The organism is Herbiconiux oxytropis (assembly GCF_024979315.1).
Classification (GTDB): Bacteria; Actinomycetota; Actinomycetes; order Actinomycetales; family Microbacteriaceae; genus Herbiconiux; species Herbiconiux oxytropis.
This window is the reverse complement of sequence record NZ_JANLCK010000011.1, coordinates 79,681-101,036: the sequence shown is the minus strand read 5'-3', so window position 1 is coordinate 101,036 and position 21,356 is coordinate 79,681. Positions and strand designations below refer to the sequence as shown.

Here is a 21,356-nt window from a genome sequence, read left to right as displayed (position 1 = left end):
CGGAAGGCGGACGGGACGGGGTCTGCTCGCCGACCCAGGGCGAGCGCGTGGCCGCGAAGCGACCACACGCGAGCATGTCGCCCTACGCCGGGCGGGGACCGGCGTAGAATCATTCCCGAGCGCCGGGATGGCGGTCTGAGATGAGGAGATTCGGTGCCCACACGGATCACGCGAACGGCGAAGAAGACGCAGGTCGACGAGCTCACCGGCATCGATCTTCCGAAGAACGGGCCCACGGGGCGGCCCGTGACCGAGTTCCCGGATCCGGCGCCGCTCGCCTCGCACGGACCCGCTCGCATCATCTCGCTCTGCAACCAGAAGGGCGGCGTGGGCAAGACCACCACGAGCGTCAACGTGGGAGCGGCGCTCGCCGAGTACGGTCGCAAGGTGCTCGCCATCGACTTCGACCCGCAGGGCGCGCTCTCGGCGGGCCTCGGCGTGATGACCCACGACATCCCCACCATCTACGACCTGCTGATCGGCACGATCAAGGATCCGGCCGACGCCATCCAGAAGACGAGCGTCGAGGGCCTCGACATCATCCCGGCCAACATCGACCTCTCGGCCGCCGAGGTGCACCTCGTGAGCGAGGTCGCGCGGGAGTCGATCCTCGCCCGGGTGCTCCGCCGGGTGAGCAACGACTACGACGTCATCCTCGTGGACTGCCAGCCCTCGCTCGGCCTCCTCACAGTGAACGCGCTCACCGCGAGCCACGGCGTGCTCATCCCGCTCGAGTGCGAGTACTTCGCGCTCCGCGGCGTCGCCCTCCTGGTGGAGACGATCGACAAGGTGCGCGACCGGCTGAATCCGGCGCTCACGCTCGACGGCATCCTCGCCACCATGTACGACCCGCGCACACTGCACTCGCGCGAGGTGCTCGAGCGCGTGGTCGAGACCTTCGGCGACAAGGTGTTCGAGACGGTCATCGGCCGCACGGTGAAGTTCCCGGATGCGACGGTGGCGGGCAAGCCCATCACCCAGTTCGCGCCAGAGCACACGTCGGCGAAGGCCTACAAGCAGCTGGCCAGAGAACTGGTCGCCCGTGGCGCGGTCGCCTGAGCCGGAGCTCGCGGAGTCCGCTCCCGGTTTCTCGCTGAGCCTCGACAACTTCGAGGGGCCGTTCGACCTCCTGCTGCAGCTGATCACGAAGCACGAGCTCGACATCACCGACATCGCCCTCAGCCGGGTGACCGACGAGTTCATCTCCTACCTCAAGGGGCTCGACTCCGCCGAGGAGCTCGACCGGGCGTCGGAGTTCCTCGTGGTGGCGGCGACCCTGCTCGACCTCAAGATCGTGGGGCTGCTGCCGCAGGGCGAGCTCGTCGACGCCGAGGACGTGGCGCTGCTCGAGGCCCGCGACCTGCTGTTCGCTCGGCTCCTGCAGTACCGGGCCTTCAAGGTGGTCTCGGCGTGGCTCGCCGACCGCTTCGACGAGGAGGCCACCCGGCGGCCCCGCGTGGTGCGGCTCGAGGAGAAGTACCGGCAGCAGAGGCCCGAGCTCGTCTGGACGCTCACGCCCGACGACTTCGCCGCCCTCGCCGCCTTCGCGCTCGCGCCGCGCGAGGTGCCCGTGGTGGGGCTCGAGCACCTGCACGCGCCGCTCGTGAGCATCCGGGAGCAGGCGGCACATGTGGTGACGCTGCTGCGCTCGGCAGCGGCGAGCGGGGTGCCCGTCACCTTCCGGCAGCTGATCGCGGGGATCGAGGAGAAGGGCGTCGTGATCGCGCGCTTCCTCGCCGTGCTCGAGCTCTACCGGCACGCGTCGATCTCGTTCGAGCAGCTCGAGCCGCTGGGGGAGCTGACCCTCAGGTGGACCGCAGAGCACTGGACCGAGGAGCAGCTTGCACATCTTGGAGCAGATTATGACAACTGATGTCTTGAGCCCGAACGAGCACAGCTCGTTCGGCGCTGGCGTCGCGGCGACGATCCACAGGATCGTCGCTTCCAGCTCCAGCGCGGGAGCCGATTATGACAACTGAGACTCCGGACGAGACGATCGCAGGGACGCCTGCACCCGGGCCTGCTCCCGCCTCGATGGACGTCGACAGGGCGCTCGAGGCGATCTTCATGGTGGCCGACGAGCCGCAGAGCCTCGTGGCGCTCGCCACGGCGCTCGGGCGACCCGTGGCCGTCGTGCGCCAGGGCATCGAGCGGCTCGTGGAGGACTACGACGGGCTCGCCGAGGGCCCGGGCGGGCGGCCCAGCGTGCGCCGCGGCTTCGAACTGCGCGAGGTGGCCGGCGGCTGGCGGATCTACGTGCGGGCCGAGTGGGATCCGCTCGTGCGCGACTTCGTGATCACCCAGAACCCGTCGCGGCTCTCGCAGGCCGCTCTCGAGACGCTCTCGGTGATCGCCTACAAGCAGCCCATCAGCCGCGGAGCCGTCGCGAGCATCCGGGCCGTCAACGTCGACTCCGTCGTGCGCACGCTCCTCAGCCGCGGCCTGATCACCGAGGTCTCGACGCAGGCCGAGACCGGCGCGATCCTCTACGGCACCACCGACCTGCTGCTCACCCAGCTCGGCATCAACTCGCTCGACGAGCTGCCGAAGATCTCCCCCCTCCTGCCGGACGGCAGCGAGGGATTCGACGACCTGGAGGCCCTCCGATGACCCCCTTCGTGATCCCGCCGTGGGACGACAACGACACGTCAGGCAGTGCGCATCAAGGCGGTGCACATCAGGGCGGTGCACCGGAAGGCGTGCGCCTGCAGAAGGTGATGGCGGCTGCGGGAGTGGCCTCCCGCCGCGTCTCCGAGCAGCTCATCGAGGCCGGGCGGGTGGAGGTCAACGGCGAGGTCGTGACCGAGCTCGGCCGCCGCATCGACCCCGAGAACGACCTCGTGTCGGTCGACGGCACCGCCGTGCAGCTCGACCCGGACAAGCGCTACGTGATGCTCAACAAGCCCACCGGCATCGTCTCGTCGCTCGCCGACCAGCACGGCCGGCCCGACCTGCAGCGTTACACCTCGCAGTACGAAGAGCGGCTGTTCAACGTCGGGCGGCTCGACGCCGAGACGAGCGGGCTGCTCATCCTCACCAACGACGGGGATCTCGCGCATGTGCTCGCGCATCCGTCGTTCGGGGTGCTGAAGACCTACATCGCCAAGGTCGAGGGGCGGGTGTCTCCCCAGACGATCGCGACGCTCACGAAGGGGATCGAGCTCGAGGACGGACCGATCGCCGCCGACAAGGCGCGGCTGCTCGACGTGGAGCGGGAGACCTCGATCGTGGAGATCACGCTGCACTCCGGGCGCAACCGGATCGTGCGCCGGATGCTCGACGAGGTCGGGCACCCCGTGGTGGACCTCGTGCGCCGCTCGTTCGGTCCGCTCAACCTCGGCACGCTCAAGTCGGGGGGCCTGCGCGACCTGACTAAGGTGGAACTCGGCCAGCTGCTGACCCTCTCGCGGAACGCCACGGGCGAGGGCCGGGACGGCACGGCGGAGGGCGCCGGTTCGGGCGGTGCCGGTGAGGACGGCGACGACAGCGAGGACATCGAGGAGTGAGTGCAGTGGAGAGCCGACTGGTCGGCCCCGTGCGCGTGGTCGGGGTGGGACTGCTCGGCACGAGCATCGCCCTGGGGCTCCGGGCACGCGGTGTCGACGTCATCCTCTCCGACGCGTCGCCCACGAACGTCTCGATCGCCATCGACTACGGAGCGGGCCGGCGAGCAGGCGACGCCGACGAGCCGCAGCTCATCGTGGTGTGCGTGCCTCCGGACGTGACGGCCTCGGTGATCGTGCGGGAGCTCTCGGCCTACCCGCGCGCCGTGGTGACCGACGTGGCGAGCGTGAAGAAGCCCGTCCTCGACGCCGTGGCCGCCGCCGGGGGAGACCTCAGCCGTTACGTCGGATCGCACCCGCTCGCCGGCCGGGAGAAGGGCGGGCCCATGTCGGGCCGCGCCGACCTGTTCGTGGGGCGGCCGTGGGTGGTCGCCGGTCACGAGGGCATCAGCTATCAGGCCGCGGCCGCCGTCGACGACCTCATCCTCGACCTCGGCGCGACGCTCGTGGAGATGACCGCCGAGGAGCACGACACGAGTGTGGCGCTGATCTCGCACGCTCCGCAGGTGATCTCGACTCTCATGGCCAGGCGGCTGATCGACGCGCCCGCCGCCGCCGTGGGCCTCGCGGGCGGGGGAGTGCGGGACGTCACGCGGATCGCCGCGAGCGACCCGGCGCTCTGGGTGCAGATCCTCGGTGCCAATGCGGCCCCCACCGCCTCGGTGCTGCGGGCGCTGCGTGACGACCTCGACGAGGTGATCGGGGCGCTCGAGTCCAGCGGAGCATCCGACACCGCCTGGCGGCGGACCGTCGCCGAGGCGCTCGCCGCGGGAAACGCGGGAGTGGAGCGGCTGCCGGGCAAGCACGGGCAGGATCGGCGCTACGCGCAGCTCGTGGTGATGGTCGACGACGCCCCCGGCGAGCTCGCCCGGCTGTTCGCCGAGGTGGGCGAGGAGGGCGTGAACCTGGAGGACCTGCGGCTCGAGCACTCGCCGGGAGCGCAGATCGGTCTCGCCGAGCTCTCGGTGCTGCCGGAGACCGTGGACAAGCTGACGGCCGCGCTCGCGGCCCGTGGATGGAGGATCGCCGGATGACTGCGGCAGGGAACGATGTAGCCGGATCGACCTCGAAGCCGGTGGTGGTGGCGATCGACGGCCCCGCGGGGAGCGGCAAGTCGAGCGTGAGCCGGGCGACCGCACGGGCCCTCGGCTTCGACTACCTCGACACCGGGGCGTCGTACCGGGCGCTGTCGTGGGATCTGCTGGACCGCGGGATCGACGCCGCCGAGGTGGATCGGGTGATCGAGGAGCTCGAGCGCTTCGACTTCCGGATCGGCACCGACCCCGACGACTACTACGTGCGGGTGGGTTCGACCGACGTGACCGACGCCATCCGGGAGCCGCGGGTGACGGCCGTGGTGAGCCTCGTGGCGCGCATCCCCGAAGTGCGGCGAGGCCTCAACGAGCGGTTCCGCGCGATCATGGCGGGCACCCCGAAACCGGGCATCGTGGCCGAGGGCCGCGACATCACGACGGTCGTGGCGCCGGACGCCCCCGTGCGCATCCTTCTCACGGCCTCGGAGGAGGCTAGAATGGGCAGGCGTTCGAAGGAACTGACCAGTGAGACGGCCGCCGCCGTGGGCGAGGCACTTCGCACACGGGACGAGGCGGACTCCCGGGTGGTCGACTTCATGAACGCCGCAGACGGTGTCACCACCGTCGACTCCACGGAACTCGATTTCGACCAGACCGTCGAAGCGGTGGTCGAGGTCGTGGCCCAGACGACAAGGATCTCTCATGGCGGATAACCGCACCCCCGCACCCGGCAACGACCCGGACGAGTTCGACGCACCCGCCGACGACCTGGCCGAACGCCTCGCCGGTGTCGACGAGGAGCTCGCCGAGCAGCGGGCCTCCGCTCTGCGCTCGGGCCTCGACGACTACGAGCTCGACGAGGCCGACCTCGACCTGCTCGAGATCACCGAGGACTACGGCGATGGCGTCGTCTACCTCCCCGCCCTGCCCGTGCTCGCGATCGTGGGCCGCCCGAACGTGGGCAAGTCGGCGCTCGTGAACCGCATCCTCGGCCGCCGCGAGGCGGTCGTGGAGGACAAGCCCGGTGTCACGCGCGACCGCGTGGCCTACAAGGCCGAGTGGGCCGGCCGGCGCTTCACGCTCGTGGACACGGGCGGCTGGGAGCCGGACGCCGCAGGGATCAACGCCGCCGTGGCCGCCCAGGCCGAGGTGGCCATCGACCTCGCCGACGTGGTGCTCTTCGTGGTCGACTCGAACGTGGGCGCCACCGCGACCGACGAGCACGTCGTCAAGATGCTCCGCCGTGCCGACCGCCCCGTGTTCCTCGCCGCGAACAAGGTCGACGACTCGCGCCAGGAGCCGCAGGCCTCTGCGCTGTGGTCGCTCGGACTCGGCGAGCCCTACCCCGTCTCTGCGCTGCACGGCCGGGGCGTCGCCGACCTCCTCGACCTGATCATGCAGAAGATGCCCGAGGTCTCGAACGTGGCCAAGCAGGAGGTGGGCGGCCCCCGCCGGGTCGCCATCCTCGGCCGGCCGAACGTGGGCAAGAGCTCGCTGCTCAACAAGGCCGCGGGCGAGGAGCGCGTCGTCGTGAACGAGCTCGCCGGCACCACCCGCGATCCCGTCGACGAGCAGATCGAGCTCGGCGGCAAGGTGTGGACCTTCGTCGACACCGCCGGCATCCGCAAGCGCGTGCACCTGCAGCAGGGCGCCGACTTCTATGCGTCGCTCCGCACCTCGGCCGCTCTCGAGAAGGCCGAAGTGGCGGTGGTGGTGCTCGATGTGACCGAGCCCATCTCGGTGCAGGACCTGCGCATCATCGACCTCGTGCTCGAATCCGGGCGCGCACTCGTGCTCGCCTTCAACAAGTGGGACCTGCTCGACGACGAGCGCCGCCGCTACCTCGAGCGGGAGATCGAGCAGGATCTCGCGCACGTGACCTGGGCGCCGCGCGTGAACATCTCGGCGCGCACCGGCCGCCACCTCGAGAAGCTCGTCCCCGCTCTCGAGCTCGCGCTCGAGTCGTGGGACACGCGCATCCCCACCGGCAAGTTCAACGCTTTTCTCGCCGAGCTCACGGCGGCGCATCCGCACCCCGTGCGCGGTGGCAAGCAGCCGCGCATCCTCTTCGGCACCCAGGCGGCTTCGCGTCCGCCGACCTTCGTGCTGTTCGCGACCGGGTTCCTCGACCCGGGCTACCGTCGCTACGTGCAGCGGCGGCTGCGCGAGATCTACGGCTTCGAGGGGTCGCCCATCGTGGTCAACATGCGCGTGCGCGAGAAGCGCAAGCGCTAGCGCCGTGGGCTCGCGCCTCGCCTAAGGGTGCGGCGCGGGCTACGTGAGGAGGTCGGCTCGGTGGACGAGGCCGGCCGCACCGATGAGGGGGGCCTCGTCGGAGAGGGCCGAGCGGAGGATCTCGACGCCGGGGATGGTGTCGAGGGGAGCGACGGCATTCACGCGGGCGCGGATGCGGTCGATGAGGTCGGGGGCGACGTTGACGAAGCCGCCACCGATGGCGACCGCCTCGAGGTCGAGCAGCGCGCAGGCCGAGGCGATTCCGTCGCCCACCGCGTTCGCGCAGCGCTCGACAGCGGCCAGGGCGATCGGATCGCCGGCGGCGTAGGCGGCCGAGAGCTGCGGGCCGTCGGTGCCGCCCCAGCCCTGCTCGCGCGCCCAGGCGACGATGCTCGTGCCGGAGGCGACCCCCTCGAGGGTCGTGCTGAGATCTTTGCCGGCGCTCTCGTGCTCGTGCAGCTGGATCTGGCCGATGTGGCCCGCGTTGCCCGTGCGGCCGCCCACGAGGCGGCCCTCCACGAGGAGTCCGCCGCCGATGCCCGTGGAGATGACCATGCCCATCGCCGTGCGGTGGTGCTGCAGGGCGCCGGCCCAGTGCTCGGCGAGGAGGATGCAGAGGCCGTCGAGGCGGAGGACGGGATCGGGGACTCTCGTCCCGATCGCGTCCCGCACCAGGGCGCGCACGGGGTAGGCGCGCCAGGCGGACAGGTTGAGGGGTGAGACCGTGCCGTGCCCGGCGTCGATCGGGCCGGCGCTGCCGATGCCCGCGCCGACGATCTCGGCGCCCGGGGGAGCGGAGGCGAGCGTCTCGGCGATGACGCGACGCACGGCATCCGCGATGTCGTCGGCGGTGCTGCCCGAGCCGGTGGGCGCGCGATGGCGGCTGCCGGGCAGGAGGGTGGCCGAGGGGTCGACGAGGGCCGACTCCACCTTCGTGCCCCCGATGTCGATCGCGAGGGCGAAAGGACCGGAGGAGAGCGGGGTGGAGTCGGCGCGGGTGGTCACCCCACCATTGTGTCCTGAGCGAGCACGGTGTCGTGCGCCAGTGTGCGGGAGGCGACCCAGGCATCGGCTGTGCCCACGATGTCGGCTGTTCGGGCAGCCACATCGGTGTCGTCGCTCATGGCCCACTCCTCGAAGACACCGACCGAGCCGCCCGCGATGAAGGCGGCGGCCGTGGGGCCGTCGAGATCCTGGGCGAGGCCGAGCCGGCGCCAGTTCGACACCGCGAGGGCGGCGTGCCGGAGCAGCCGCTGGTGCAGGTCTCTGCGGAAGCCCGCGTCGACCCGGGTGCCGAACATCATGCGGTAGGCCGACCGGTGCTCGAGGATGTGCACGAGGATGGCGCTGATCGAGCCGGTGTAGGCGGCCGTGATGGACTCGACATCGGGGGCCTCGGATCCGCCGCTCTCGTAGTCGGCGGCGTCGAGCTCGGCCACGTCGGCCAGGTCGTCGAGCATGTGCGCGAACGAGTCGGAGGCGAAGGCGTAGATGTCGGCGTAGTGGCCGTAGAAGGTGGTGCGGTGGACTCCCGCCGTGCGGCAGAGCTCGGAGATGGAGATCTCGGTGAGGTCGTGCCGGCGGAGGAGATCGAACAGGGCGGCCGTCAGCGATTCGTGGGTTCTGGCCGCTCGGGGTTCGGCCAGATTGACGGACGCGCCCTGTCGTCGGGTAGGTGCGGGTAAGGCAGGTGACTGGGGCATGGTCAATTATGCAATGCGGATCTTATGAAAAAGCTCCGTTCGGGACTGTCTGTCCCAAAGTTTCGCCCAGTTTTTGCGCAGTCCCGGTGGTGTTCGGGCCGTCGATGGGTGAGGGCGCTGCGGGGGCCGTCCGGGTCATCCCCGCAGCGCGCCTCTGAGCTCGAGTCTATGCAGGTGCATTTATTGGGTCCGACCAGATCGGCGATCCGTTATCGCACCGTGACGGACCCGCGCTGTGTCCACGGGGAGCCTCAGAAGGCGCTATCATGGACAAGTTGTCTGGAGCGGTTCGCTTCTCCTGGATGACATGCCACGGGCTGTGGCGCAGCTTGGTAGCGCACTTGACTGGGGGTCAAGGGGTCGCAGGTTCAAATCCTGTCAGCCCGACAGAAGTGAAGAGAGGGTCGCCCATGCCGGCGGCCCTCTCTTCGTGTGTGACGGGTCGTGTGGGTGGCTACCCCTGGCCGGCGCAGTAGGCCGTCAGGCGCTCCTCACCAGCGGTGAGCGCCTCGTCCCAGACGGTGAAGGCTGCGTCGGCCTCAGCGGCGTATGCATCGAGCTCGTCAGCAGAGAGCTCGAGCACCTGCTCCTCCGTGAGCAGAGTGGTGATCCCGTCTTCGTAGAACGTCTCATACGCGTCGTACATGCTCGCCATCTCCGCGTAGGCTCCTGGATCGGTCACCTGCACCAGCGCCGCTTTGAGCTGCACGAGCCCGTCGGCCGCTTGGCGCTGAGCTGCGGCCACGTCTCCGCTGGCCGCGACATTGGATGCACCGTTGTAGACCACGCCTCCATCGACCCAGTCGCCGTTGGCGATCTCGCACGCCTGCGCTGCAGTCTGACCGCTCTGCATCACTCCGCACAGATCGTAGCGCTGCAGGTCTGCATCAGCCATCTGCTGCTCGAGTTCGGCTTTCTGCTTGCCCAGAACGACCAGGAGATTCGCGGGGTCCTCGAGAACGGCGGCATACCCTTCCGGAATGTCGCCCAGACCCGGCCAGATGGTGTCGGCGTACTGCTGATGCGCGCTGATCGACGCGTCGAGGGCCCCTTGCAGTTCGGGAGCTTCGACCCGATCAGCGATGTCCTGCAGGGTGGAGATCACCGCTTGGTGCTCCGTTCGCTTCTGCGCGAAATCCTTGCTCTGGGTATCGGCTTCGAGTGCCACCCACGGATCGAGAGCGAATCCCCATTCGGCGTTCACCGTCTCACACGCGGCGTCGAGGCTCTGCTGCGTCGGCGACGTGGGCGCTGCAGCTGGGGTGCTGCCGTCCGTGCCGGAAGGGGTCAGTGCCGTGCATCCCGCCATGCCCATCGCCAGCGCGACGGTCACCGCGATGATTCCTGCGCGTCTGCCTGCGCTTCGCATGCTGTCTCCCCGGTTGGTCACCACGTTCTCGGTCCTCCAGTTTAGAGTCGCTCCGGAGGTGTTCGGCCAGTGGGGACGAGCTCGTGCTTCCGGAGGGGTCCGCGCGCGTGGCGTCGTTCGCGGAAACAGAGGCATGTTCCTTGTCCACACCGAAAAGCAGCTCCGCCGCGTTCAGTGGCGCGTTCACTTTCGAGAGGATGTGAGCTTCTCGGTGTTCCTGAGGATGCCTTCTCGCAGCTGCTCCGCCTGGCTTGCATCGACACCAGCCCACGCCGCGTCGACGTGCTCCGCGACGTCGACGGCGACATCCGACGCGATCCCGAGCACTCGGTCGGGGTGAAGACCGGCCTTCGATCCGAGCTTCAACCAGTGCTCCGGCGCGACCTGTGATGCGCGCTCGGCGCCGGAGATCCGCATCGCGAGCTTCTGGTCGTACTCCGGGTAGATCAGGACAGGCACCGAGTCATAGAGCGGCGAGAGGGTGATTCCTTCAGGACGCAGGAGGACCGAGTAGTTCTTGGCGTGCGCATCGGCGTTGCCTGTGATGGTATTGAACGACAGCTGGCGGATGAAGGCATAACCGAGCTCGTCCGTGGCATCCACCGAGCGAAGCAGCTTGACCACCTGAATTGCCGTCACCCCGTACTTCTTTTCGGGACCGCGGCCGAGCGACTGGGCGATGTCCTCCGCGTGGACCCGTTGCGCGAACGGGTCCCGGCCTGCCCGGTCGAAGCGTTCGACGAGGAACGCCGTCTGGTCGATCGCCACCAGAACGGATGCCTGAGGTGCGTCGACGCCCGCGGCATTCGCGAGACCGAGTGCTGCCGCTTCGATGGCCTCCAGGCCTGGGAAGTCGCTCCGTGCCGGCTTGACGATGTGGGTGGACGGAACGGATGCGTTCGACCAATACCATTGCCCATCGATCTCCGCGAGAGCGAACTTGCCCTGTGTGCCGGCGAGCGAGAAGCGGGCGGGCGTCGAGGTGGAGACCCAATCGTCGGGGTCGCGTTTGATGGCTGCGATCCTGGTGGCGATGTCCTCGTCGGAGGCTGGGTCGAGCAGGGGGGCATCGCGGTCCGGGAACGGCTGACCGTCGGGAAGCAGCACGAGGCCTCCGGCGACGTCACCGCCTGCCCGCGCGAGCACGTCGAAGGTCGCGGGGGAGGTGGCGCTGTAGGCCTTCGCCATCCGGGCACGAGTCTGAGCATGGTCCGGGAGGAGGTTCTCCAGGAAATTCGAAGCGGCCTTCCGCGTGGCTGACCCGTCACGTGGGAGCGAGATGGGGGTCTCAGGCGCGCCGTCGTCGTAGACGAAGGTGACGACACCGTCGTCGGCGCGCTCGAAGCGACCGACGTGTGAGCCCTCGAGCCACGCGTGGAGAATCCGGGTCATCGCCGCTCCGGGGAAGGAATCGCTGACGGTGAGATCTGCAGAGCGCTCAGGACGCGTCGGGTGGCGCCGATGGATGCTGTCTCGCCTGTGCGCTCGATGCGACGCACGGTGTCGGCAGGGAGCTCTGCCAGCCGTCCGAGCTCGTCGACACTCAGGCGTCGTATCGTGCGCTCATCGCGAACGGCTCGGGCGAGGTCCTCGGGACGGCGGAGGTAGCGCTCCTGCCTGCGGTGGAGGACTTCGCGCACGCGGTCGTTGTCGCCGCGTTTCGCATGGAGGATCAGGTTGGCCGCCCCGCTGATGCCCGTGGGGGCGGAACCTCGCCACCAGGCGGTGAGAAGAGCGGAGGGCTCGTCGGACTCCCGCAGCATGTTGATGCGCTCAGCGGTGCGGGTGCGGAGCTGTCCGGTCAAGCCGTCCAGGGTCCGCTTGTTCAGAGCCTGGAGGAGGGCCTGCCGCGAGGTCTCCGAGAGCGGTCGGCGCGAGTGGACGGTGGGCCTTTCCTCGTCGAGCACCTTCCAGTTCCGACCCACGCGCTCGGCCTTGACGTCGCCTGCGGCGATCATCGCGCGGACGCGACGCGGGCTGACGCCGATGCGCTTCGAGTACTCCGCGACCTTCATGACACAACTATACCGGAAGGGCATGACACTTCTGCCGTGGCGAGAGCCTCGCGGAGGTCGGCCGAGGGTTCTACGCAGAGAAGGAGGGCGGCAGCCCCGCCCAAGATGCCACAATCGGCTATGGCCGACCGATTGATGCTGCTCGACACCGCCTCGTTGTACTTCCGGGCGTTCTATGGGGTGCCCGACACCATTCGGCGGGCCGACGGGACGCCCGTGAATGCCGTGCGGGGGCTGCTCGACATGATCGCGCGGCTGACCGTGGAGTTCGACGCCGCGCTGGTCGTGGCGTGCTGGGACGACGACTGGCGGCCGCAGTGGCGGGTCGACCTCCTCCCCAGCTACAAGGCGCACCGGGTGGCCGACGAGAAGGCCGGTGCTCCGGATGACGAGGTGGTTCCGGACGCCCTCGAGGCCCAGATCCCGATGATCCGCGAGGTGCTCGCGCTCGCCGGGATCGCCGTCGTGGGCGCCGCGGAGCACGAGGCCGACGACGTGATCGGCAGCTACGCGACCGGCGCGGCGCATCCGGTCGACATCGTGACCGGCGACCGCGACCTCTTCCAGCTCGTCGACGACTCGCACGACGTGCGGGTGATCTACACGGCCCGCGGGATGAAGAACCTCGAGGTGCTGACCGACGCCTCTGTGGTGGCGAAGTACCGCGTGCTGCCCGAGCAGTACGCCGACTTCGCCACCCTCCGCGGCGACACGAGCGACGGCCTCCCCGGGGTCGCCGGCATCGGGGAGAAGACCGCCGCGACCCTGCTCGGGCGGCACGGCACCCTCGACGGGATCCTGGCGGCCGCCGCCGACCCCGACGGCGGCGTCTCATCCGGGGTGCGCGCGAAGCTCGAGGCCGCCGGCGACTACCTCGCCGTGGCGCCCGCCGTGGTGGGCGTGGTGCGGGACCTCGACCTTCCCTCCCTCGACGGGGCCGGCGCCCGGCTCGGACCCGTCACCGGAGAAGCACGCGCCGAGCTCGAGCGCCTCGGCACCGAGTGGAACCTCGGCGGATCCGTAGGGCGACTGCTCAAGGCACTCGACACGCGGGGCTGACCGCCGGGCCCCCGCAACCGCTCAGCCCCGGCGCAGCGTGAGGTACACCGGCACCAGGCCCGCGGCGAGGACCGCCGTGAGAGCGGCCACCGCGAGCGGCAGCGTGATGACCGGTGCCAGCGCGCCCAGACCGAGCACAGGGAGTGAGAGACCGATGTACGAACCCAGGAAGAGCGTCGCGAGCGCGCTCGCCCGCTTCTCCGGCGACGTCAGGGCCACGATCGTGCCCACCGCGGTCTTGAACGCGAGGCCCGCGCCGACGCCCGCCACCATGCCGCCCGCGACGAACAGCGGATAGCTCGGCAGGAACGGCTGCACCGCGACCAGGGCCAGACCGACCCACAGGGTGACCGCAGCCGACTTCAGTCGGTGCTGCGGTGGGATCCGGCCCGCCAGCGCCTGCGCCACGGCCCCTGCGGCGAAGACCGCGAAGACCGTCGCCCCCGTGAGCGCCGTGGCGGTGATGCCGAACACATCGCCGAGCAGCTGCGGCGCGAGCGACGAGAACACACCGAACACGCTGAAGCTGATGAGACCGAGCGCGATCGCCGCGAGGTGCACGGCCGGGCGCGTGGGGTGCAGCGCGAGGCGCTGCGGGCGGTAGCGCACCGTCTTGGCCGGGAGCCCCGCCGTCTCGGGCGTGAGCACGAGAAGCGGCACGGCCGCCACGAGCAGGATGGCGAAGAGGACGTAGGGCCAGACGAGCGGGGCCGGTGCGAACTGCGCCACGACACCGGAGACGAGCGGCCCGAGGCCGAGACCGCCGATGTTCGCGAAGACCGCGACCGTCTCGGCGACACCCGGCGCGCCGCCCGGCCGATGCGCCGACCGCAGGGCCGTGAGGGCCGCCGTGGCGGTTGCGGTGAGGACACCGACCGCCAGCCCCGTGGTGAAGCGGGCGATCAGCAGCACCGCGAGGTCGGTGCTGCTGAGGAACAGGGCGGTCGAGACGAGCGCGACAGCGAGCGAGCTCCAGAGCAGGGGCTTGCGGCCGTACCAGTCGGAGATGTGCCCGGCGAGGAAGAGGCTCAGCAGCACACCCAGCGCGTACATCGAGAAGATGACCGTCACGGTGCTCGAGCCGAAGCCGCCCGCCTGCTCGTAGAGCGGATACAGGGGCGTGGGCACCGTGGAGAAGGCCATGATCGCGACGAAGGTGTAGGCCACGCCCCAGAAGCCGACACCCGCGCGGCGGCGGGTGCGGTCACGGTCCGAAGCGCGGATGCCGGTGGAGGGGCGGGTGCCGGTGCCGTGCGGGCCGGCGACGGCGGGCGTCGGGCGGGTGTCGGGATGTTCACGCAGGTCGGTCATGGGTCTCTCTCGTCGGGGCGGACAGAGGGTTCAACGCCGTTCAGCGCCCTCCATTCCACTTGTGGAACGATGGAAAGCGATAGGTTTCATCTATGAACAAGATGAATCACCGACCGTGGAACTGAAGCAGCTCGAGTACTTCGTGGCCGCCGCCGACGAGCTCAACTTCACCCGCGCCGCTCGCCGCCAGCATGTCGTGCAGTCCGCGATCTCGACCTCGGTGCGTCAGCTCGAGGCCGAACTCGGCGCGGCGCTGTTCGAGCGCACGACGCGCCGCATGCGGCTCACGCCCGCGGGAGCGGAGCTGCTCGACCGGGCGCGGGCGATCCTCGGCCTGGTCGACGAGGCGCGCGCCGCCGCGTCGCCGAGCCGCGAACTGCGCGGAGCGGTCTCGCTCGGCGTCATCCAGGGAGCCTGGACCGGCATGGGCCAGTCGATCAGGGCCATGCGGGCCGCGCATCCGCTCGTCGCTCTGCGACTCAGGCAGGCGCCGGTGGCGACGATCCTCGACGACGTCGACCGGGGTCGGCTCGATCTCGGCGTCGTGCCCCTTCCGCCGGACGCCCGCCCCGGCCGCTCGCACGGACTGCATCGCGAGCCCATGATGCTCGTGACGGCCGAGGACGACGAGATCGAGGGGCCCGTGCGGATCGCCGACCTGGACGGCCGGGACTTCGTCGACGTGGCACCGGAGTGGGCGCTTCGCCGCGTGGTCGACGACGCCTTCGCCGCGGCAGGAGCTCAGCGCACGACGACGTGCGAGGTCAACGACCTCGGGGTGGCCGCCGAACTCGTGGCCTCCGGCCTCGGGCTCATGATCGTGCCCGAGCGCATGGTCGAAGGGCGGCCGGGGCTCCGGCGCATCGCGCTGGTGGATGCGCCCGAGTGGCGGATCGGCGTGGTGACGGGACCGCGGGTGACGGCCGCCGCCCGAGCGCTGCTCGAGACCATCACGGGAGGCACCGGCGCACCCGGAGCCTAGAGAGTGCCGGTGCCGGTGCCGCCTTCCGGCCACGCCCGCCGCGCCGCGTCGATGACCGCCTGCGTGCGGGGCGACGGCCGGATGCGCGCCGACCACGCCACCGTGACGTACTCGAGCGGCAGCCCGGTCTCGAGCGGCCGCACCGCGAGCGGGCAGCCCTCGTAGCTCGTGTCGCCCGCCGGCTGCTGGATGTGGATCGTGTAGCCGAGACCCCGCCCCACGAGCGACCGTGCGAGCTCGAACGTGGGGGAGCGGAAGGCGATGCGCGGCTTGATGCCTGCGCGATTGAACATCGAGTACGCGTGCGTGGCACCGGGCTCGGTGGTGAGCATGATGAAGTCCTCGTCGGCGAGGTCGCGCATCTCGACCCGTTCCTTCGCGGCCAGCGGGTGCGCGCGCGGCAGCACCACCTGCACGGGCATGGGCTTCAGCCGCACGCTCGTGAGCTCGGCGGGCAGGCGGTGGTCGAGGCTCACGGCGAGGTCGACCTCGCCCGTGGCCACCCGCGGCCAGAACGACTCCTCGAGGGCGATCTCGACCTCGATCGTGAGGGCGGGATGCACGACGGCGAGATCCTGCAGGATCGGCGGCAGCACGGTGGGCGCGAGCTCCTCGCCGCAGCCCACCACCACGGTCCCCGAGAGCGGCGCCCGCCGGCCGCTGACCTCCTGCTCGATGTCGGCCGTCTCGTGGAGGAGCTCGCGAGCCCGCTCGCGCAGGAGACGCCCGCTCGAGGTCAGGGTGATGCCGTGCGAGCGGCGGCGGGTGCACAGCTGCACGTCGAGTGCGCGCTCGAGCGCGGTGAGGGTCGCGGCCACCGCGGACTGCGAGACGTGCAGATGGGTTGCGGCGAGCGCGATCGACCCGGCGTCGGCGATGGCGACGAAGTACTCGAGCTGGCGCAGGTTGAGGTTCGTCAGGTGCATGGTTCCGGTGTCTCCTTCGACACGGGCGAAGCCGTGACGGACGGTGAGTTCATCGGCGCGTCAGCGGTACTTCCCTCGAAAATACGTTGTTCGACCGATAGTAATCCCGTCTGACGATGTGGTCCTATGGAGCCCACCCGCTCACTGGCGACGGGTGACTCGATGAGGAGTGACACTATGCGAACCACTTTCACGCGCGGCCGCATGCTGCGACCGGCCCTTGCCCTCGCCGCGGTCGGCGCGGTCGTCGTCGGACTCGGCGGCTGCGCGGGCGGCGACGCCGGGGGCTCCGGATCCGGGTCGTCCGGCGGCTCGGCCACGGCATCCGGCGACTGCGGGACGCTTCCCGAGGTGCCGCCGCAGGACCCGGAGGGCATCGTCGCGGGACTCACGCCCGAGACCCAGGCCGGCTACAACGGCTATCCCGCCCCGGTCGAGACGAGCGAGTTCGCCGACTTCACGGGTTTCGGCGAGGCGGTGCCGGTAGGCCTCTCGCTCGGCTCGAACGCCAACTCCTTCACCGACGAGTCGATCACCGAGTTCGGGCGGCTGGTCGAGCTCTCGAGCGAGGCGGGACTGACCACGCCCGAGGCCGTGAACTACTGGGCCGCCGACGTGGCAGCGCAGTCGCCCGCCGCCCAGGTGGCCGGCTACCAGGACCAGGTGCGCCAGGGCGCCAAGCTCATCGTGATCGTCCCGCTCTCGGGCGAGGCGCTCGCCCCGGCTGTGGACGAGGCGGGCGCCCAGGGCGTCGTCACGGTCGTCTACGCCGGCTCGATCCCGTCGAAGTACGCCATCAACGTCTACCAGAACCCGTTCCTCAACGTGGCGCAGCCGACCGCCGACGTGCTCAAGGAGACCGGCGGATCCGGCAACGTGCTCATGGTGCACGGCATCTCGAGCTTCCCGATCGACCAGCAGGGCTACGAGGCGGCCAAGGCCACCATCGCGCTGTGCCCGGATGCGAAGATCGCCGGCGAGATCGAGGGCGGCTACGTGACGCCCACGGCCAAGACCGAGACGCTCTCGTGGCTCACCGCGAACCCCGCCGAGGTGTCGGCCGTGGTGCAGCTGAACGCCATGGCGACCGGTGTGATCACGGCCTTCGAGCAGTCCGGACGCACGGTCCCTCCCGTGACGATGAACACCGCGAGTGCCGGAGACATCGCCTACCTGCATGACAACGCCCCGGACGGCTACTACGCCGTGGGCACCGTGGGCGGCGGCGCCTCGCAGCTGAACGCGGCCTTCCGGGTGGGCATGCGCGTGCTCGCCGGCCAGGGGCCGATCACGAACGAGATGATCACCGCTCCGCCGCTGATCACGCCCGACAACGTGGACGACTACTACCAGGACGGCTGGGACATCAACTCCGCCGAGGGCATCCAGGGCGACGTGTTCCCGGACGACGTGATGTCGGAGTTCTTCACCGCGCCGGCCGAGCTGTCGTTCGACGCCACCGCGGAGTGACGACCATGGCCGAGCTCGGTGGGCCGCCGGTGGTGAGCGTCTCGAACCTCGCGAAGTCGTTCGGCCCCACGCGGGCGATCGTCGACGCGACCCTGCAGGTGCTGCCGGGTGAGGTGCATGCGATCGTGGGGGAGAACGGATCGGGCAAGTCGACGCTCGTGAAGATCCTGAGCGGCGTGCACCAGCCAGGAGCGGGGTCTCTCGAGGTCGCCGGCTCGCCCGCGCGGTTCTTCCCCACGCCCCGGGCGGCGCAGGCCGCCGGCATCGCCACGGTCTTCCAGGAGGTGCTCACGGTCGACACGCGGAGCGTGCTCGACAACATCTGGATCGGGCTCGAGAGCGTGTCGAACCGGGTGCGCCAGGCGGAGAAGCGCCGCCGGGCGAGGGCCGTGCTCGCCGAGCTGCTCGAGCACCCACCCGCGCTCGACGACGAGGTCGGCGACCTCTCGCTCAGCGAACGGCAGGCCTGCAGCATCGCCCGCTCGCTCATCCGGGAGCCGAAGCTGCTCATCCTCGACGAGGCCACGAGCGCTCTGGACTTCTCGACCAGGAGCCGGCTGTTCGGGATGGTCAGGCGACGGGCCGCCGAAGGGGCCTCGACCATCCTGATCACGCACCGGATGGACGAGATCGACGAGATCGGCGACCGGATCACGGTCATGCGCTCCGGATCGACCGTGGGCACGCTCGCTCGCGGGGAGTGGAACCCCGAGATCCTCGTGCAGATGATGACGGGGGCGGCCGAGCAGGCCGCCCGCGAGGGGCGTGAGCCCGTGGCCTCCGCCGACTCGGCCGTGGTGCTCGAGGCGCGGGAGCTCGCGCTCCGGCCGGGCGCCCGGCCGTTCGGCCTCAGCCTCCGCGCGGGCGAGGTGGTGGGAGTGGCCGGCCTCGAGGGGCACGGCCAGGACGTCTTCCTCAAGGCCCTCGCCGGTCTCGAGCCGGTGGAGGGCGAGGTCGAGCGGGTCGACGGATCCGCGCGCCACGTCGTGCGCAGCCACCGCGGGGCCTCCCGGCTCGGCATCGCCTACGTGCCGCGCGAGCGCCGAGCCGAGTCGATCTTCGAGTGGATGTCGATCGTCGAGAACTTCGCCATCGCGACCGCGCAGGAGGACCGGCGCGGTCCGTTCCTCTCGGAGCGGAGCAGCAGCACGCGGTTCGCCGAGTACCTCGACCTGCTGAAGATCAAGATCGGTCGCGGCGGGGACGCGATCACGACGCTGAGCGGCGGCAACCAGCAGAAGGTGACGATCGCCCGCTGGCTCGCGGCGCATCCGCGGATCCTCATTCTCAACGACCCCACCCGGGGCATCGACGTCAACGCCAAGCGCGACCTCTACACGCTGCTCGACGTGCTCGCCAAGGAGGGCCTCGCCGTGGTGATGCTCTCGACGGAGGTCGACGAGCATCTGGAGCTGATGGATCGCGTGCTCGTGTTCCGTGAGGGCGAGCTCGCGGCCGAGCTGTCGCGGGCCGAGCTGACCCGGGAACGCCTGGTCGCGAGCTTCTTCGGCGGCCAGAGCAGCACGGATTCGACCGGCACAGCTTCGACCCGCACAGCTTCGACCGGCACAGCTTCGACCGGCACAGCTTCGGCCGACAACGAGAGGCAGGCGTCATGACGATCACCCAGACGGCGGACACCCGCCAGGCCCCCACCGCGGGCACCCGCTTCCGGCTGCTTCTGCGCAAGTACTACTTCGCGTTCGCGCTCGCCCTCTTCCTCGCCCTGCTCATCACGAACCTGCTTGTGCAGCGCGACTTCGGCTGGGTGCAGCAGGTCGCGGTGTTCGCGCCCCTGGCCCTGGCGGCCATGGCGAGCACCCCGGCCATCCTCGCCGGCCGCGGCGGGATCGACCTCTCGATCAGTCCGCTCATGACGTTCTGCTCGATGGTGTTCGCCACCTGGCTGATCCCGCTCGGGCTCGGCGGCTGGCCGAGCGTGCCCCTCATCCTCCTGCTGGGCGCGGCCGTCGGCCTCGTGAACGGGTTGCTCACGGTGCTCCTGCGCATCCCCGCGGTGGTCGTGACGCTCGCGATGTACTTCGTGCTCGCGGGCCTCAGCCTCCGCATCTCGCCGAGCACGGTGGGGATCGGCGACAACTGGGTGGGGGAGATCGACACCGGCATCGCCGGCTTCCCCGGCGCCCTCGTGCTCATCCTCGTGCCCGTGATCGCGTGGGCCGTGCTCTCGCGCACGCTCTTCGGCCGGCAGCTGTTCGCCGTGGGCGGCAACGACGCCACGGCGCTCTCGAGCGGCGTGGGGGTGCGCTCGGTGCGCATCGCGGCGTTCGCCCTCGGCGGCGCGATCGCCGGGCTCGGCTCGTTCGCCCTGCTCTCGGTCGTGCACGTGGCCGACCCCGGCCAGTCGACCGCGTACACCCTGCTCGCCATCGCCAGCGTCGCCCTCGGCGGCACGACCCTCCTCGGCGGGCGAGGAGGACTCCTCGGGTCGCTCCTCGGCGCCGGCTCCATCTTCCTCGTGCAGTCGCTGCTGACCGTGCTCAAGGTGCCCGCCCAGTGGCTCGGCCTCTTCTACGGGGGCGTGCTCCTCGTCGCCGTCGTGGTCGGCGCCCTCATCAGTCGTTCCGGAAGGACCACCTCATGACCGAGCTCCGCACCGCGACCCCGGGCTCCGGCCCGGCATCCGACCCCGCGGGCGGTCCGCGCACGGGCGCCCCGGCGAGCGGCGACAGCAGAGGCGGCGGCGCCCGTGCCCGCTCGCTCTGGGAGACGCTCGCCGCCACCCAGGCCCGCTTCCCCGTGGCCCAGGTGGCCCTGCTCTTCGTGACCTTCGCGGTGGGGGCCATCGCCATCGAGGGCTTCGGCAGTTACAACTCGGTGCGCAACATGCTCGTGCTCGCCTCCCTCGTGGGGCTCACGGCCGTGGGGCAGACGCTCGTGGTGCTCGTGGGCGGGCTCGACCTGTCGGTCTCCGGATTCATCGTGGCCGGTGCCCTCACGGTGACGCAGCTCGCCGAGATGTACGGCTGGAACTTCGGCACGGCGCTGCTCGTGGCGATCGTGGGCGCGGGACTGCTCGGCGCGTTCACCGGCTGGCTCTGCAACAGGCTCAACATCCAGCCCCTCATCGTGACGCTCGCCATGAGCGCCATCGCCGTGGGCGTCGTGCAGGTGCAGACCGGCGGGGCGCAATCGGGATCGGCACCGGCCTGGCTGTCGCAGCTGAGCGCCCCGGTGGCGACGACCTTCGGCATCCCGATGCCTCCCGTGGTGTTCCTCTGGCTCGCGGTGGGGGTGCTGATGTGGCTGTTCCTCTCGCGCACCCGCACCGGACGGCAGATCTACGCGACGGGCACCAACCCGAGGGCCGCCGATCTCGCACTCATCCGCACCCGCCGCATCTGGACAGGCGTCTTCGCCTTCAGCGCCATCTCTGCGGTGCTGGCCGGCGTCATCCTGGCCGGCTTCGCGGGGTCGGTCGACGGCTCGCTCGGAGGCCCGTACCTGTTCCAGAGCCTCGCCGCCGTGATCGTGGGCGGCACGGTGTTCGGCGGGCCGGGCGACTACTGGCGCACCATGATCGGCGCGATCCTGCTCGTCTTCCTCGGCACCGTCATCCTCGGCCTCGGCTTCACCATCCCCGACCGCCAGGTGATGTACGGCGCCATCATCCTGCTCGCCATGGCCGCCTACGGCCGCGAGAAGAAGCTCAGCAGCAGGATCTGACG

The 21,356-nt window shown here is 70.3% G+C and carries 20 protein-coding genes and 1 tRNA gene; 14 read left to right on the top strand and 7 right to left on the bottom strand.

Annotated elements, in window-relative coordinates:
- Positions 1 to 210: 210 nt before the first annotated feature.
- The 7 genes from N1028_RS16735 to der all read left to right on the top strand — a co-directional run bounded on the left by N1028_RS16735 (position 211) and on the right by der (position 6,832).
- Positions 211 to 1,059, top strand: a complete 849-nt coding sequence (locus N1028_RS16735; RefSeq protein WP_259530545.1) for a ParA family protein — start codon at positions 211 to 213, stop codon at positions 1,057 to 1,059.
- Entirely contained in the window at positions 1,043 to 1,873 is an 831-nt protein-coding gene (locus N1028_RS16730) for a segregation and condensation protein A (RefSeq protein ID WP_259530530.1), read from the top strand. The genes N1028_RS16735 and N1028_RS16730 overlap by 17 nt, the downstream gene beginning before the upstream one ends.
- 95 nt (positions 1,874 to 1,968) lie before the next feature.
- Positions 1,969 to 2,610 (top strand): SMC-Scp complex subunit ScpB, encoded by a 642-nt coding sequence (scpB, locus tag N1028_RS16725; protein WP_259530529.1) that lies wholly within the window; start codon positions 1,969 to 1,971, stop codon positions 2,608 to 2,610.
- A 107-nt stretch (positions 2,611 to 2,717) separates the two neighbouring features.
- The gene (locus tag N1028_RS16720; RefSeq protein ID WP_375163453.1) at positions 2,718 to 3,506 is read left to right on the top strand and encodes a pseudouridine synthase; all 789 of its coding nucleotides are present in this window, start codon (positions 2,718 to 2,720) and stop codon (positions 3,504 to 3,506) included.
- Positions 3,503 to 4,597, top strand: coding sequence for a prephenate dehydrogenase (locus tag N1028_RS16715; RefSeq protein ID WP_259530527.1), 1,095 nt, complete (start codon positions 3,503 to 3,505; stop codon positions 4,595 to 4,597). Before N1028_RS16720 ends, N1028_RS16715 begins: the two co-directional genes overlap by 4 nt.
- Positions 4,594 to 5,310 carry a (d)CMP kinase gene (gene cmk / locus N1028_RS16710; protein ID WP_259530526.1) on the top strand — a complete coding sequence of 239 codons (717 nt, stop codon included), beginning with the start codon at positions 4,594 to 4,596 and terminating at the stop codon, positions 5,308 to 5,310. The genes N1028_RS16715 and cmk overlap by 4 nt, the downstream gene beginning before the upstream one ends.
- Positions 5,300 to 6,832, top strand: coding sequence for a ribosome biogenesis GTPase Der (gene der / locus N1028_RS16705; protein WP_259530525.1), 1,533 nt, complete (start codon positions 5,300 to 5,302; stop codon positions 6,830 to 6,832). Before cmk ends, der begins: the two co-directional genes overlap by 11 nt.
- 39 nt (positions 6,833 to 6,871) lie before the next feature.
- On the opposite strand, the gene N1028_RS16700 is transcribed toward der, so the two are convergent.
- Together N1028_RS16700 and N1028_RS16695 are read right to left on the bottom strand one after the other, a co-directional pair.
- Positions 6,872 to 7,837 (bottom strand): ROK family protein, encoded by a 966-nt coding sequence (locus N1028_RS16700; RefSeq protein ID WP_259530524.1) that lies wholly within the window; start codon positions 7,835 to 7,837, stop codon positions 6,872 to 6,874.
- Entirely contained in the window at positions 7,834 to 8,535 is a 702-nt protein-coding gene (locus tag N1028_RS16695) for a TetR/AcrR family transcriptional regulator (protein WP_259530523.1), read from the bottom strand. The genes N1028_RS16700 and N1028_RS16695 overlap by 4 nt, the downstream gene beginning before the upstream one ends.
- A 313-nt stretch (positions 8,536 to 8,848) precedes the next feature.
- On the opposite strand from N1028_RS16695, the gene N1028_RS16690 reads away from it, so the two are divergent.
- Positions 8,849 to 8,922 (top strand) — tRNA-Pro (locus N1028_RS16690).
- 67 nt (positions 8,923 to 8,989) lie between these two features.
- On the opposite strand, the gene N1028_RS16685 is transcribed toward N1028_RS16690, so the two are convergent.
- The 3 genes from N1028_RS16685 to N1028_RS16675 form a co-directional block, all read right to left on the bottom strand.
- Positions 8,990 to 9,868 (bottom strand): hypothetical protein, encoded by an 879-nt coding sequence (locus N1028_RS16685; protein WP_259530522.1) that lies wholly within the window; start codon positions 9,866 to 9,868, stop codon positions 8,990 to 8,992.
- A gap of 219 nt (positions 9,869 to 10,087) precedes the next feature.
- Positions 10,088 to 11,296 (bottom strand): HipA domain-containing protein, encoded by a 1,209-nt coding sequence (locus N1028_RS16680; protein WP_259530521.1) that lies wholly within the window; start codon positions 11,294 to 11,296, stop codon positions 10,088 to 10,090.
- Entirely contained in the window at positions 11,293 to 11,919 is a 627-nt protein-coding gene (locus N1028_RS16675) for a hypothetical protein (RefSeq protein ID WP_259530520.1), read from the bottom strand. The genes N1028_RS16680 and N1028_RS16675 overlap by 4 nt, the downstream gene beginning before the upstream one ends.
- Before the next feature lie 120 nt (positions 11,920 to 12,039).
- Here N1028_RS16675 and N1028_RS16670 point away from each other — a divergent pair, with 120 nt between their 5' ends.
- A complete protein-coding gene (locus tag N1028_RS16670; protein WP_259530519.1) occupies positions 12,040 to 12,978 on the top strand; it encodes a 5'-3' exonuclease in 939 nt (312 codons plus the stop codon).
- A 21-nt stretch (positions 12,979 to 12,999) separates the two neighbouring features.
- Here N1028_RS16670 and N1028_RS16665 read toward each other — a convergent pair whose 3' ends face one another.
- Complete coding sequence (locus N1028_RS16665; RefSeq protein WP_259530518.1) at positions 13,000 to 14,289, bottom strand: MFS transporter; 1,290 nt, start codon at positions 14,287 to 14,289, stop codon at positions 13,000 to 13,002.
- Between the two features lie 115 nt (positions 14,290 to 14,404).
- On the opposite strand from N1028_RS16665, the gene N1028_RS16660 reads away from it, so the two are divergent.
- Positions 14,405 to 15,271 carry a LysR family transcriptional regulator gene (locus N1028_RS16660; protein ID WP_259530517.1) on the top strand — a complete coding sequence of 289 codons (867 nt, stop codon included), beginning with the start codon at positions 14,405 to 14,407 and terminating at the stop codon, positions 15,269 to 15,271.
- On the opposite strand, the gene N1028_RS16655 is transcribed toward N1028_RS16660, so the two are convergent.
- Positions 15,268 to 16,197: a LysR family transcriptional regulator gene (locus N1028_RS16655; RefSeq protein ID WP_259530516.1), complete on the bottom strand. Its 930-nt coding sequence runs from the start codon at positions 16,195 to 16,197 to the stop codon at positions 15,268 to 15,270. The two genes, N1028_RS16660 and N1028_RS16655, sit on opposite strands and share 4 nt — an antisense overlap.
- 177 nt (positions 16,198 to 16,374) lie before the next feature.
- Between N1028_RS16655 and N1028_RS16650 the strand changes: the two genes are divergently transcribed.
- Genes N1028_RS16650 through N1028_RS16635 form a run of 4 tightly spaced genes read left to right on the top strand, consistent with a single transcriptional unit; the run spans position 16,375 to position 21,354 of the window.
- Positions 16,375 to 17,667, top strand: a complete 1,293-nt coding sequence (locus N1028_RS16650; RefSeq protein ID WP_259530515.1) for a substrate-binding domain-containing protein — start codon at positions 16,375 to 16,377, stop codon at positions 17,665 to 17,667.
- A gap of 5 nt (positions 17,668 to 17,672) precedes the next feature.
- A complete protein-coding gene (locus N1028_RS16645; protein ID WP_259530514.1) occupies positions 17,673 to 19,286 on the top strand; it encodes a sugar ABC transporter ATP-binding protein in 1,614 nt (537 codons plus the stop codon).
- Complete coding sequence (locus N1028_RS16640; RefSeq protein ID WP_259530513.1) at positions 19,283 to 20,272, top strand: ABC transporter permease; 990 nt, start codon at positions 19,283 to 19,285, stop codon at positions 20,270 to 20,272. Before N1028_RS16645 ends, N1028_RS16640 begins: the two co-directional genes overlap by 4 nt.
- Complete coding sequence (locus tag N1028_RS16635; RefSeq protein WP_259530512.1) at positions 20,269 to 21,354, top strand: ABC transporter permease; 1,086 nt, start codon at positions 20,269 to 20,271, stop codon at positions 21,352 to 21,354. Before N1028_RS16640 ends, N1028_RS16635 begins: the two co-directional genes overlap by 4 nt.
- The last annotated feature ends 2 nt before the right edge of the window (positions 21,355 to 21,356 follow it).

What these genes read in the sequence shown, in the direction of transcription:
- scpB (WP_259530529.1), top strand. Translation starts at nt 1,969, where the DNA reads ATGACAACTGAGACTCCGGACGAGACGATCGCAGGGACGCCTGCACCC.
- N1028_RS16720 (WP_375163453.1), top strand. Translation starts at nt 2,718, where the DNA reads ATGGCGGCTGCGGGAGTGGCCTCCCGCCGCGTCTCCGAGCAGCTCATC.
- cmk (WP_259530526.1), top strand. Translation starts at nt 4,594, where the DNA reads ATGACTGCGGCAGGGAACGATGTAGCCGGATCGACCTCGAAGCCGGTG.
- der (WP_259530525.1), top strand. Translation starts at nt 5,300, where the DNA reads ATGGCGGATAACCGCACCCCCGCACCCGGCAACGACCCGGACGAGTTC.
- N1028_RS16695 (WP_259530523.1), bottom strand. Translation starts at nt 8,535, where the DNA reads ATGCCCCAGTCACCTGCCTTACCCGCACCTACCCGACGACAGGGCGCG.
- N1028_RS16680 (WP_259530521.1), bottom strand. Translation starts at nt 11,296, where the DNA reads ATGACCCGGATTCTCCACGCGTGGCTCGAGGGCTCACACGTCGGTCGC.
- N1028_RS16675 (WP_259530520.1), bottom strand. Translation starts at nt 11,919, where the DNA reads ATGAAGGTCGCGGAGTACTCGAAGCGCATCGGCGTCAGCCCGCGTCGC.
- N1028_RS16670 (WP_259530519.1), top strand. Translation starts at nt 12,040, where the DNA reads ATGGCCGACCGATTGATGCTGCTCGACACCGCCTCGTTGTACTTCCGG.
- N1028_RS16665 (WP_259530518.1), bottom strand. Translation starts at nt 14,289, where the DNA reads ATGACCGACCTGCGTGAACATCCCGACACCCGCCCGACGCCCGCCGTC.
- N1028_RS16655 (WP_259530516.1), bottom strand. Translation starts at nt 16,197, where the DNA reads ATGCACCTGACGAACCTCAACCTGCGCCAGCTCGAGTACTTCGTCGCC.
- N1028_RS16650 (WP_259530515.1), top strand. Translation starts at nt 16,375, where the DNA reads ATGCGAACCACTTTCACGCGCGGCCGCATGCTGCGACCGGCCCTTGCC.
- N1028_RS16645 (WP_259530514.1), top strand. Translation starts at nt 17,673, where the DNA reads ATGGCCGAGCTCGGTGGGCCGCCGGTGGTGAGCGTCTCGAACCTCGCG.
- N1028_RS16640 (WP_259530513.1), top strand. Translation starts at nt 19,283, where the DNA reads ATGACGATCACCCAGACGGCGGACACCCGCCAGGCCCCCACCGCGGGC.
- N1028_RS16635 (WP_259530512.1), top strand. Translation starts at nt 20,269, where the DNA reads ATGACCGAGCTCCGCACCGCGACCCCGGGCTCCGGCCCGGCATCCGAC.